The organism is Pseudomonas sp. GW821-FHT09E12 (assembly GCF_059416085.1).
On the sequence record NZ_JBWKOM010000003.1, the window covers coordinates 108,260 to 120,776 of the forward strand.

The window sequence follows — 12,517 nt, forward strand, 5'->3', positions numbered from 1 at the left end:
GCCCCGGGGGCTTAAGCGAATATTGTGTAATCTGGGTTTCACAAAGGGTTACAGACAGCGCCTGCCAGAGCTGTAGGTAATGTAGTAAGTTAGGTCGGTGAATATCATGCGAAGCGCGCGCCAGCAGCGGAGCTTGCTTCAGAGGGTAGTTAATTGAACGATATGGCAAAGAATCTGATCCTGTGGTTGATCATCGCGGCTGTCCTGGTGACGGTGATGAACAACTTCTCCAGCCCTAACGAGCCGCAGACCCTCAACTATTCCGACTTTATCCAGCAAGTTAAGGATGGCAAGGTCGAGCGCGTAGCCGTTGATGGTTATGTGATTACCGGCAAGCGCAACGATGGCGATAGCTTCAAGACCATTCGTCCTGCGATTCAGGACAACGGCCTGATCGGTGATCTGGTGGATAACCACGTGGTCGTCGAAGGCAAGCAGCCTGAGCAGCAAAGCATCTGGACCCAACTGCTGGTCGCCAGCTTCCCGATCCTGGTGATCATCGCCGTCTTCATGTTCTTCATGCGGCAGATGCAGGGTGGTGCTGGTGGCAAGGGCGGGCCGATGAGCTTCGGCAAGAGCAAGGCGCGCCTGTTGTCCGAAGATCAAGTGAAAACCACATTGGCGGATGTCGCGGGTTGCGACGAGGCCAAGGAAGAAGTGGGTGAACTGGTTGAGTTTCTCCGCGATCCGGGCAAGTTCCAGCGCCTGGGCGGTCGTATTCCTCGCGGTGTGTTGATGGTTGGCCCGCCGGGTACCGGTAAGACTTTGCTGGCCAAGGCCATTGCTGGTGAAGCCAAGGTTCCATTCTTCACCATCTCCGGTTCCGACTTCGTCGAAATGTTCGTTGGGGTGGGTGCCAGTCGCGTTCGCGATATGTTCGAGCAGGCCAAGAAACATGCCCCGTGCATCATCTTTATCGACGAGATCGATGCCGTTGGTCGCCATCGTGGTGCCGGCATGGGTGGTGGTCATGATGAGCGCGAACAGACTCTCAACCAGCTGCTGGTAGAGATGGATGGCTTTGAAATGAACGACGGCATCATTGTTATTGCCGCCACCAACCGTCCTGATGTGCTTGACCCGGCGCTGCTGCGTCCAGGCCGCTTTGACCGTCAAGTTGTGGTTGGTTTGCCGGATATCCGTGGCCGCGAGCAGATTCTGAAAGTTCACATGCGTAAAGTACCGATGGGTGAAGATGTCGCGCCGGCCGTGATTGCTCGTGGTACGCCCGGCTTCTCTGGCGCCGACCTGGCCAACCTGGTGAACGAGGCGTCGCTTTTCGCTGCCCGTAGCGGCAAGCGCATCGTCGAAATGAAAGAGTTCGAGCTGGCAAAAGACAAGATCATGATGGGTGCGGAGCGCAAATCCATGGTCATGTCCGAGAAGGAAAAGCAGAACACGGCTTATCACGAGGCAGGTCACGCCATTGTCGGTCGCGTAGTGCCTGAGCATGATCCGGTCTACAAGGTTTCGATCATCCCGCGTGGTCGGGCTCTGGGTGTAACCATGTTCCTGCCGGAAGAGGATCGCTACAGTCTGTCCAAGCGTGCGCTGATCAGTCAGATCTGTTCGCTGTACGGCGGTCGTATCGCGGAAGAAATGACGTTGGGCTTTGATGGTGTAACTACCGGAGCTTCCAACGACATCATGCGCGCCAGTCAGATTGCGCGGAACATGGTGACCAAGTGGGGGCTTTCCGAAAAGCTGGGTCCGTTGATGTACGCCGAAGAAGAGGGCGAGGTCTTTCTGGGGCGCAGTGCTGGCAGCCAGCATGCAAGCCTGTCTGCGGAAACCGCCAAGCTGATCGACTCCGAAGTTCGTAGCATCATCGACCAGTGCTATGGCACCGCCAAGCAGATCCTCACGGATAACCGCGACAAGCTGGATGCGATGGCCGATGCCTTGATGAAGTATGAAACCATCGATGCCGAGCAGATCGACGACATCATGGCTGGTCGTACCCCTCGCGAGCCTCGCGATTGGGAGGGCGGCTCGGGTACCACGCCTCCGGTGGTGCAGAACGAACGTCCAGAGACACCGATCGGCGGCCCGGCTGCTGACCACTAAGGTTTGAAATGACTTCTATGTCGTCCTCGACCCGGTTGCCTTGCGGCAACCGGGTTCTTGATTTGGCCCATACGCATGTCATGGGCATTCTTAATGTAACTCCCGACTCCTTCTCCGATGGTGGCCGTTTCAGTCAGCTTGATGCTGCCTTGCGCCATGCCGAAGGTATGGTGCTGGCGGGCGCGACGCTCATCGATGTGGGGGGCGAGTCCACTCGTCCTGGTGCGCGGGCAGTATCGCCGCTTGAAGAGCTTGAGCGGGTAGCACCTATCGTCGAACGTATCCATCGTGAACTGGATGTCATTATTTCGGTCGATACATCCACGCCTGCTGTCATGCGCGAAACTGCGCGCCTGGGTGCGGGGTTGATCAATGATGTCCGTTCGTTACGACGGGATGGTGCGCTGGATGCGGCGGCGGCTACAGGCTTACCGGTTTGCCTTATGCATATGCTCGGTGAGCCAGGCGATATGCAGGACAATCCGCAGTATCGGGATGTAACCAAGGAGGTGGGTGAGTTCCTGGCTGAGCGTATGGCTCAGTGCGTTGCAGTGGGTATTGGGCCGGAACGGATCATTCTGGATCCAGGTTTTGGTTTCGCGAAGACCCTGCAGCACAACTTGACCCTGTTCAAGCATATGGACGCCCTGCATGCCCTTGGTCGACCTCTGCTGGTCGGAGTTTCACGAAAGAGCATGATAGGTCAGGCATTGAACCGTCCTGTCGGAGAGCGCCTGTATGGCGGGCTGGCTCTTGCTGCTCTGGCAATGTCCAAAGGCGCAAAGATCCTGCGGGTCCATGATGTGGCCGAGACGCTGGATGTCGTGCGGATGATTACAGCTGTGGAATCAGCCGAATAAGAATGATGGAGCACTTATGAGCAAGAAATACTTTGGCACCGACGGTATTCGCGGTCGTGTGGGTGTGTACCCTATTACCCCTGATTTCATGCTCAAGCTGGGCTGGGCCGCGGGTATGGCTTTCCGTAGCATGGGCGCCTGCCGCGTGTTGGTGGGCAAAGACACGCGTATTTCCGGTTACATGTTCGAGTCCGCGCTTGAAGCGGGCCTGTCCGCTGCCGGTGCGGATGTGATGCTGCTGGGGCCGATGCCCACTCCTGCTATCGCCTACCTGACCCGCACTTTCCATGCCGAAGCGGGGATCGTGATCAGTGCGTCGCATAATCCTCACGATGACAACGGAATCAAGTTCTTCTCGGGTGAAGGCACCAAGCTCCCGGATGAAGTCGAGTTGATGATCGAAGAGTTGCTGGATGCGCCGATGACTGTGGTGGAGTCCAGCAAGCTGGGTAAGGTATCGCGCATCAATGACGCCTCGGGCCGTTACATTGAATTCTGTAAGAGCAGCGTTCCTTCCAGTACCAGCTTTGCGGGTCTGAAGATTGTTGTCGATTGTGCCCATGGTGCGACCTACAAGGTAGCGCCAAGTGTTTTCCGTGAGTTGGGCGCTGAAGTAGTGGTGCTCTCCGCACAGCCTAACGGTCTGAACATCAACGACAATTGCGGCTCGACCCACATGGGGCAGTTACAGGCTGCGGTATTGGCCGAGCACGCCGATCTGGGTATCGCCTTCGATGGCGATGGCGACCGGGTGTTGATGGTCGACCATACAGGCGCCATCGTCGACGGCGACGAACTTCTGTTCATCATTGCCCGAGACCTGCATGCGCGTAACAAACTGCAGGGCGGTGTGGTTGGTACCTTGATGAGCAATCTAGGTCTCGAGCTGGCCTTGGCTGATCTGGGTATTCCATTCGTGCGCGCCAATGTCGGTGACCGTTATGTCATTGCCGAGCTGCTTGAGCGCCAATGGCTGGTAGGCGGTGAAAACTCCGGCCATATCGTGTGCTTCCAGCACACCACTACGGGTGATGCGATCATTGCCGCCCTGCAGGTGCTGATGGCACTGAAGCGGCGTGATGAAGGCTTGGCACAGTCGCGTCAGGCGCTGCGCAAATGTCCGCAGATTCTGATCAATGTCCGTTTTGGCGGTGGTGCCAATCCTGTCGAGCATCCGGCTGTGAAAGAGGCCTGCGCGCGCGTCACTACCGCGATGGCTGGGCGTGGGCGGGTGTTACTGCGCAAGTCGGGCACCGAGCCTTTGGTTCGCGTCATGGTCGAGGGCGATGATGAAGCCCAGGTCCGTGGCTATGCTGACGAACTGGCAAAACTGGTTGCGGAAGTTTCTGCCTGATTTCGGCTTGCCAGTGTTGATGCGGTTGGGTAACATCTGCGCCCACTTTGACCGACGAGGTACAGCATGCGTCGCCCTATGGTAGCTGGTAACTGGAAAATGCACGGTACCCGCGCCAGCGTCGCTGAGCTGATCAATGGCCTGCGTCATCTGGCCTTGCCTAGCGGTGTTGATGTCGCGGTATTCCCGCCTTGCTTGTATATCAATCAAGTGATTGATGGCTTGAAAGGCAAGTCGATTTCGGTCGGCGCGCAGAATTCTGCGGTGGAGCCCATGCAAGGTGCGCTGACAGGAGAGATTGCTCCGAGTCAGTTGGTGGATGCAGGTTGTTCCCTGGTGTTGGTTGGGCATTCCGAGCGTCGCCTGATGATGGGTGAGCGTGACGGTACGCTGAATCGCAAATTTGCAGCAGCACAGGCTTGTGGCTTGAAGCCGGTCTTGTGTGTAGGGGAAACCCTCGAGCAGCGCGAAGCCGGGAAGACTCTTGAAGTTGTCGGGCGTCAGCTGGGCAGCATCATCGAAGAGTTGGGTGTTGGCGCGTTTGCCAATGCCGTTATCGCTTACGAGCCGGTCTGGGCCATTGGTACCGGGCTGACTGCTTCGCCGCAACAGGCCCAGGATGTGCACGCAGCCATTCGGGCGCAGTTGGCGGCAGAGAATTCTGAAGTGGCACGAGGTGTGCGGCTTCTATACGGCGGCAGCGTGAAGGCGGCCAATGCGGTCGAACTGTTCGGCATGCCGGATATCGATGGGGGGCTCATTGGTGGAGCTTCCCTGAATGCAGATGAGTTCGGTGCGATTTGTCGCGCCGCGGGAAACTGAAAAAATGCTGGAAACAGTCGTAGTCGTTTTTCATCTGCTGGGTGCGCTGGGCGTAGTAGCTCTGGTATTGCTGCAGCAGGGTAAAGGTGCGGACGCTGGCGCGTCTTTCGGAGCAGGTGCTTCAAATACTGTGTTCGGAAGCCAAGGTTCCTCTACCTTTCTTAGTAAGTTTACTGCTATACTTGCCGCAGGTTTTTTCATAACCAGCTTAGGGTTAGGTTACTTTGCTAAAGAGAAAGCTCATGAGCTGACTCAAGTAGGTTTGCCAGATCCAGCGGTGCTTGAAGCGCCAAAGCAAAAACCGGCTTCTGATGATGTCCCGGTGCTCCAAGAGCAAAAGTCGGCAACCAATGCGACTGACGTACCTCCAGCTCAAGAGCAGAAGTAAGAAGAGTTTCACGCAGTAACGTAGTCTATGCCGAGGTGGTGGAATTGGTAGACACGCAACCTTGAGGTGGTTGTGCCCATAGGGTGTAGGGGTTCGAGTCCCCTTCTCGGTACCAATTATCAGGAGAGCCCGCTGTTGCGGGCTTTCTTGTAGGTGGAAGGTTACATTGACCCAAAAAGGGATCGGTCGTATACTTCCGCCCCAGCTTTGTCGCGGGGTGGAGCAGTCTGGTAGCTCGTCGGGCTCATAACCCGAAGGTCGTCGGTTCAAATCCGGCCCCCGCAACCAGTTTTAGCGGAGCCCCTTTTCAGGGGCTTTTTGTTAGCTGGACACTTTATAACGCCGCTATTCAACGGCGTTTCCGGGATGGGCGCTTCGCCCATTTTTTATTTGCACAAGCATGCACGAGGGGGTTCAGGTGTCGAGCAAGCTAGAACAGTTGCAGGCCTTGTTGGCCCCGGTGGTCGTGGCCCTTGGCTATGAATGCTGGGGTATCGAGTTTTCGGCTCAAGGTCGCCACTCACTGTTGCGCGTTTATATCGATAAAGAAGGCGGTGTGTTGGTGGACGACTGTGCCATCGTCAGCCGTCAGATCAGCGGCGTTCTGGATGTCGAAGATCCGATCTCCGTTGAATACACCCTTGAAGTTTCCTCTCCTGGCATGGAACGCCCGCTGTTCACCCTTGAACAGTTTGCCAAGTATGTCGGTGAACAAGTGAAGATCAAGCTGCGCTCGCCTTTTGAAGGCCGGCGTAATTTTCAGGGCCTTCTCCGCGGGGTGGAGGAGCAGGACGTCGTGGTGCAGGTGGAAGACCACGAGTTCCTGTTGCCGATCGACATGATCGACAAGGCCCACATAATTCCCAGTTTTGACTGAGACGCGGATCCCGCGGATCCAATGGCTTGCGAAAGGCGAGGCGTACGATGAGCAAAGAAGTACTGCTGGTTGTTGAGTCGGTATCCAATGAAAAGGGTGTACCGGCAAGCGTAATTTTTGAAGCGCTGGAGCTGGCTCTGGCCACTGCTACCAAAAAGCGTTTTGAGGACGAAGTCGATCTGCGTGTGGAAATCAATCGCCACACCGGTGCTTACGAGACTTTCCGTCGCTGGACGGTAGTCGAGGAAGCCGATCTGGACGATCCGGCTGTGGAAACCTGGCCGAGCAAGGTCCAGGAAACCCATCCGGGCGCGAAAGTCGGTGATGTCGTCGAGGAAAAGATCGAGTCGATCGAATTCGGCCGCATTGCTGCGCAGACCGCCAAACAGGTCATCGTGCAGAAAGTCCGCGAAGCCGAGCGTGCTCAAGTCGTTGACGCTTACCGCGAGCGCTTGGGTGAAATCATCTCCGGCACCGTGAAAAAAGTGACCCGCGACAACGTGATCGTCGACCTGGGTAACAACGCTGAAGCGCTGTTGGCCCGTGAAGACATCATTTCCCGCGAGACTTTCCGTGTTGGCGTGCGTCTTCGTGCGCTGCTCAAGGAAATCCGCACCGAGAACCGTGGCCCGCAGCTGATCCTGTCGCGCACCGCGCCGGAAATGCTGATCGAGCTGTTCCGCATCGAAGTGCCGGAAATCGCCGAAGGCCTGATCGAAGTCATGGCTGCCTCCCGTGATCCGGGTTCGCGCGCCAAGATTGCGGTCCGTTCCAAAGACAAGCGCATTGACCCTCAGGGCGCGTGCATTGGCATGCGCGGTTCGCGTGTCCAGGCCGTTTCCGGTGAGTTGGGCGGTGAGCGTGTGGATATCGTCCTGTGGGACGACAACCCGGCGCAGTTCGTGATCAACGCCATGTCGCCGGCTGAAGTCGCGGCAATTATCGTCGACGAAGATGCCCATGCCATGGACATCGCCGTTGGCGCAGACAATCTGGCTCAGGCCATCGGTCGCGGTGGTCAGAACGTGCGTCTGGCCAGCCAGTTGACTGGCTGGACCCTGAACGTGATGACCGAATCGGACATCCAGGCTAAGCAGCAAGCTGAAACCGGCGACATCCTGCGCAACTTTATCGACGAGCTGGAAGTCGACGAAGAGCTGGCACAGGTGCTGGTTGATGAAGGCTTCACCAGCCTGGAAGAGATTGCCTACGTACCGTTGGAAGAAATGCTCAACATCGACGGCTTTGACGAAGACATCGTCAACGAGCTCCGCGCTCGTGCCAAGGATCGCTTGTTGACTAAAGCCATCGCTACTGAGGAAAAGCTGGCAGACGCCCATCCGGCCGAAGACCTGCTCTCGCTTGAGGGTATGGACAAGGATTTGGCGATGGAACTGGCGGTGCGCGGCGTAATTACCCGCGAAGACCTGGCCGAGCAGTCTATTGACGACCTGCTCGACATCGACGGCATTGACGATGATCGTGCCGGCAAGTTGATCATGGCCGCCCGAGCCCATTGGTTCGAGTAATAGGCGCGGCCTGAGGAGAGAAGTGCATGACGCAAGTCACGGTGAAACAACTGGCCGATGAGGTCAAAACACCGGTAGAGCGCCTGTTGCAGCAGATGCGTGAGGCAGGTCTGCCGCACACCGCCGCCGAGGAACATGTGACCGACAGTGAGAAGCAATCGTTGCTGACTCACTTGAAGAGCAGCCACAAGGCGAAAGTGGAAGAACCGCGCAAGATCACGTTGCAGCGTAAAACCACCAGCACCCTGCGTGTGGCCGGCAGCAAAAGCATCAGCGTTGAAGTACGCAAGAAGAAAGTCTTCGTACAGCGCAGCCCGGAAGAAATCGAAGCCGAGCGCCAGCGTGAACTGGAAGAACGTCGCGCAGTAGAAAATGCTGCACGTCAGAAGGCTGAAGAAGAAGCCAAGCGTCGCGCCGAAGAAGAAGCGCGTCGCCAGCCTGCTGCTGCGCAACCTGCTGCCGTTGAAGCGGTTGCCGCACCTGCGGTGGTTGCCGAGCCGATTGTTGAAGATGTTCCTGTTGTCGCTCCAGCGCCGGTCGCTGAAGTGCGCAAGAAGGACGAGCAGCGTCGCCCGGACAAGAGCCGTAATGACGACAACCGTCGTGGTGGCGATGGCGAGCGTAAAAACGCTCCGCATCGTGCTTCCGTCAAGGAAAAAGCTCCGGCTCCACGCGTTGCCCCACGTACCACCGACGAAGAAAGCGATGGCTTCCGTCGTGGTGGTCGCGGCAAGGCCAAGCTGAAGAAACGCAATGCTCACGGTTTCCAGAGCCCAACCGGCCCGGTCGTGCGTGAAGTGAAGATCGGCGAAACCATCACTGTTGGCGATCTCGCCCAGCAGATGTCGGTCAAGGCTGCCGAAATCATCAAGTTCATGTTCAAGCTGGGCACGCCGGCCACCATCAACCAGGTACTGGACCAGGAAACTGCCCAGCTGGTTGCTGAAGAACTGGGCCACAAAGTGACCCTGATCAGCGACACCGCCCTGGAAGATTCCCTGGCCGAGTCCCTGAAGTTCGAAGGTGAAGCGGTTCCTCGTGCGCCAGTAGTGACCGTAATGGGTCACGTTGACCACGGTAAGACCTCGCTGCTCGACTACATCCGTCGTGCCAAGGTAGCGGCTGGCGAAGCCGGCGGCATCACCCAGCACATCGGTGCGTACCACGTTGAAACCGAACGCGGCATGGTCACCTTCCTCGATACCCCTGGTCACGCCGCGTTTACCGCCATGCGTGCTCGTGGTGCCAAGGCGACCGACATCGTGATCCTGGTGGTTGCGGCGGACGACGGCGTGATGCCGCAGACCGTTGAAGCCGTTCAGCACGCTCAGGCGGCTGGCGTACCTCTGGTGGTCGCGGTGAACAAGATCGACAAGCCGGGTGCCGACCTCGATCGCATCCGTAGCGAACTGTCGGTTCACGGCGTGACTTCCGAAGACTGGGGTGGCGATACCCCATTCGTTCCGGTTTCCGCGAAGATGGGTACTGGTGTCGACGAATTGCTCGAAGCCGTACTGCTGCAGGCCGAAGTGCTCGAACTGACCGCCACTCCTTCGGCTCCTGGCCGTGGTGTCGTGGTTGAATCGCGTCTCGACAAGGGCCGTGGCCCGGTGGCGACCGTACTGGTTCAGGACGGTACCCTGCGTCAAGGCGACATGGTGCTGGTCGGCTCGAACTATGGCCGCGTGCGCGCCATGCTCGACGAGAACGGCAAGCCGATCAAGGAAGCAGGTCCGGCCATTCCGGTCGAGATCCTCGGCCTGGACGGTACCCCGGACGCTGGCGACGAGATGAGCGTGGTTGCCGACGAGAAGAAAGCCCGTGAAGTGGCTCTGTTCCGTCAAGGCAAGTTCCGCGAAGTCAAACTGGCTCGCGCTCACGCCGGCAAGCTGGAAAACATCTTCGAAAGCATGGGCCAGGAAGAGAAGAAGACGCTCAACATCGTCCTCAAATCCGACGTCCGTGGTTCGCTGGAAGCCCTGCAAGGCGCTCTGAACGGCCTGGGTAACGACGAAGTGCAAGTGCGCGTAGTCGGCGGCGGCGTCGGTGGTATCACCGAAAGCGACGCCAACCTGGCCCTGGCTTCCAACGCTGTACTGTTCGGCTTCAACGTGCGTGCCGATGCCGGTGCTCGCAAGATCGTCGAGCAGGAAGGTCTGGATATGCGTTATTACAACGTGATCTACGACATCATCGAAGACGTCAAGAAAGCCCTGACCGGTATGCTGGGCAGCGACGTTCGGGAGAACATCCTGGGTGTTGCCGAGGTTCGTGACGTGTTCCGTTCGCCGAAGTTCGGCGCGATCGCCGGTTGCATGGTGATCGAGGGTGTCGTTCACCGTAACCGTCCAATCCGTGTACTGCGTGAAGACATCGTTATCTTCGAAGGCGAGCTGGAATCCCTGCGCCGCTTCAAGGATGACGCTTCCGAAGTGCGTGCCGGCATGGAATGCGGTATCGGCGTGAAGAGCTACAACGACGTCAAAGTCGGCGACAAGATCGAAGTCTTCGAGAAGGTTCAGGTTGCTCGCAGCCTCTAACTCGCGCACTTCAAGAGCCATGGTGGCCAGTTGCATGCAAATGCACGGCGCATCGCCCGGACTCTAAACGCAACGCCCGGTCTGGCTTCTGTCAGGCCGGGCGTTTGCCGCTTTCAGACCTTGCGGGTTTCACCGCGAGGCAGCAACAGGTAACAAGACATGGCAAAAGAATACAGCCGCACCCAACGTATCGGCGACCAGATGCAGCGTGAGCTCGCTCAGCTGATCCGTCGTGAAGTCAAAGATCCGCGCGTCGGCCTGGTCACCATCACCGCCGTTGAAGTCAGCCGTGACGTCGGTCACGCCAAGATCTTCATCACCGTGATGGGCCAGGACAACGCTGACGATATCGCTCAGAGCATCAAGGTGCTCAATTCGGCCGCCGGCTTCCTGCGTATGCAGCTGGCTCGCGAGATGAAGTTGCGCAGCGTTCCACAGCTGCACTTCCACTACGACGAAAGCGTCGTGCGGGGTGCGCATCTGTCGGCCCTGATCGAGCGCGCCGTGGCCGAAGACAGCCAGCACGCCGCTACACCCGAAGACGCCAAGGAGTAAGCGGTGGCTCAGGTCAAGCGTATCCGTCGTAACGTCAGCGGTATCATCCTGCTCGACAAGCCGCTGGGGTTCACCTCCAACGCGGCGCTGCAGAAAGTCCGCTGGTTGCTCAACGCCGAGAAGGCCGGGCATACCGGCAGCCTCGATCCTCTGGCCACCGGCGTGTTGCCGTTGTGCTTTGGCGAGGCGACCAAGTTCTCGCAATACCTGCTCGATTCTGACAAGGGTTACGAAACCCTGATGCAGTTGGGCAAGACCACCACCACGGCCGATGCCGAGGGTGAAGTCCTGCAGATTCGCGAAGTGACCGTTGGTCGCGCCGATATTGAAGCGGTGCTGCCGGAATTTCGTGGGCAAATCAGCCAGATACCGCCGATGTACTCGGCCCTCAAGCGTGATGGCCAGCCACTTTACAAGCTGGCCCGTGCAGGCGAAGTGGTGGAGCGCGAAGCGCGTTCTGTTACTATTGCGCGCTTGGAATTACTGGCCTTTGAAGGCGATACTGCGCGGCTAGCGGTGGACTGCAGTAAGGGCACCTATATCCGCACCCTGGTGGAGGATATCGGTGAGAAGCTGGGGTGTGGTGCATACGTCGCGGAACTGCGTCGCACCCAGGCAGGCCCTTTCAGTCTGGCCCAGACCGTCACGCTGGAAGAGCTTGAAGCGGTACATGCCGAAGGCGGCAACGAAGCGGTGGATCGCTTCCTGATGCCATCGGACAGCGGCCTGCTGGATTGGCCGCTGCTGCAGTTCTCCGAACACAGCGCGTTCTACTGGCTCAACGGCCAGCCGGTACGCGCTCCCGATGCACCGAAGTTCGGCATGGTGCGGGTACAGGATCATAACGGTCGCTTTATCGGTATCGGTGAAGTGAGCGAAGACGGGCGCATCGCGCCGCGTCGACTGATTCGGTCGGAATGACCGGAACCAGCCTGTGTAACCGCAGGCTGGAGAGGGTGGCTGTTAACAGGCACGGTCACAGCTCATTTATAGATACGGGGATTTGTCCCTGGCCTGTTGGTGGCGTTTCTCGAAACGCTGCCTTTTGAGAGGAAAGCCAAATGGCACTCAGCGTTGAAGAAAAAGCTCAAATCGTAACCGACTACCAGCAAGCTGTTGGTGACACTGGTTCGCCAGAAGTGCAAGTTGCACTGCTGACCGCCAACATCAACAAACTGCAAGGTCACTTCAAGGCCAACGGTAAAGACCACCACTCCCGTCGTGGTCTGATCCGCATGGTTAACCAGCGTCGTAAGCTGCTGGACTACCTGAAAGGCAAAGACCTGAGCCGTTACAGCGCTCTGATCGGTCGCCTGGGTCTGCGTCGCTAATCAGCGATTGCGCTAGAGGTTGGTTGTTTGCCGTGCGTCAGTGGGTTTCCCGCAGGCGCATGGCAGGCTCCCAGCCTCAAGTTTTATCTGGACCGTAGTTTTACCTGGACAATCAGGCCGGGCCGATTCCCGGAGTTGCCCAAGAATTTCGCAAGAAACCAGTTCCCCCAAGAGCCACAAAGAAGGTAGGACAC

11 protein-coding genes and 2 tRNA genes are annotated in these 12,517 nt (G+C 57.9%); all 13 read left to right on the top strand.

Annotated features, from left to right (window positions below):
* Positions 1-162 precede the first annotated feature (162 nt).
* The 13 genes from ftsH (at position 163) to rpsO (ending at position 12,323) form a co-directional block, all read left to right on the top strand.
* Entirely contained in the window at positions 163-2,067 is a 1,905-nt protein-coding gene (gene ftsH / locus AC07PQ_RS09010; RefSeq protein ID WP_009046930.1) for an ATP-dependent zinc metalloprotease FtsH, read from the top strand.
* An 8-nt stretch (positions 2,068-2,075) separates the two neighbouring features.
* A complete protein-coding gene (folP, locus tag AC07PQ_RS09015; RefSeq protein ID WP_037033625.1) occupies positions 2,076-2,927 on the top strand; it encodes a dihydropteroate synthase in 852 nt (283 codons plus the stop codon).
* 16 nt (positions 2,928-2,943) lie between these two features.
* Positions 2,944-4,281 (top strand): phosphoglucosamine mutase, encoded by a 1,338-nt coding sequence (gene glmM, locus AC07PQ_RS09020; RefSeq protein ID WP_101336811.1) that lies wholly within the window; start codon positions 2,944-2,946, stop codon positions 4,279-4,281.
* A 66-nt stretch (positions 4,282-4,347) separates the two neighbouring features.
* On the top strand, positions 4,348-5,103 hold the full coding sequence (tpiA, locus tag AC07PQ_RS09025; protein ID WP_007920876.1) for a triose-phosphate isomerase: 756 nt from the start codon (positions 4,348-4,350) through the stop codon (positions 5,101-5,103).
* A 4-nt stretch (positions 5,104-5,107) separates the two neighbouring features.
* A complete protein-coding gene (gene secG / locus AC07PQ_RS09030; protein ID WP_009042126.1) occupies positions 5,108-5,491 on the top strand; it encodes a preprotein translocase subunit SecG in 384 nt (127 codons plus the stop codon).
* Positions 5,492-5,520: 29 nt separating this feature from the next.
* Positions 5,521-5,606, top strand: a tRNA-Leu gene (locus AC07PQ_RS09035).
* 96 nt (positions 5,607-5,702) lie between these two features.
* Positions 5,703-5,779, top strand: a tRNA-Met gene (locus tag AC07PQ_RS09040).
* 130 nt (positions 5,780-5,909) lie between these two features.
* Positions 5,910-6,368, top strand: coding sequence for a ribosome maturation factor RimP (gene rimP / locus AC07PQ_RS09045; RefSeq protein ID WP_007920877.1), 459 nt, complete (start codon positions 5,910-5,912; stop codon positions 6,366-6,368).
* Positions 6,369-6,415: 47 nt separating this feature from the next.
* Positions 6,416-7,897 (top strand): transcription termination factor NusA, encoded by a 1,482-nt coding sequence (nusA, locus tag AC07PQ_RS09050; RefSeq protein ID WP_007920878.1) that lies wholly within the window; start codon positions 6,416-6,418, stop codon positions 7,895-7,897.
* Positions 7,898-7,923: 26 nt separating this feature from the next.
* Positions 7,924-10,437, top strand: coding sequence for a translation initiation factor IF-2 (gene infB / locus AC07PQ_RS09055; protein ID WP_007920879.1), 2,514 nt, complete (start codon positions 7,924-7,926; stop codon positions 10,435-10,437).
* A gap of 159 nt (positions 10,438-10,596) precedes the next feature.
* Positions 10,597-10,992 carry a 30S ribosome-binding factor RbfA gene (gene rbfA / locus AC07PQ_RS09060; protein WP_007920881.1) on the top strand — a complete coding sequence of 132 codons (396 nt, stop codon included), beginning with the start codon at positions 10,597-10,599 and terminating at the stop codon, positions 10,990-10,992.
* A gap of 3 nt (positions 10,993-10,995) precedes the next feature.
* Positions 10,996-11,913, top strand: coding sequence for a tRNA pseudouridine(55) synthase TruB (gene truB, locus AC07PQ_RS09065; protein ID WP_493185374.1), 918 nt, complete (start codon positions 10,996-10,998; stop codon positions 11,911-11,913).
* 140 nt (positions 11,914-12,053) lie between these two features.
* Positions 12,054-12,323 (top strand): 30S ribosomal protein S15, encoded by a 270-nt coding sequence (rpsO, locus tag AC07PQ_RS09070; protein ID WP_009042128.1) that lies wholly within the window; start codon positions 12,054-12,056, stop codon positions 12,321-12,323.
* Positions 12,324-12,517: the final 194 nt, after the last annotated feature.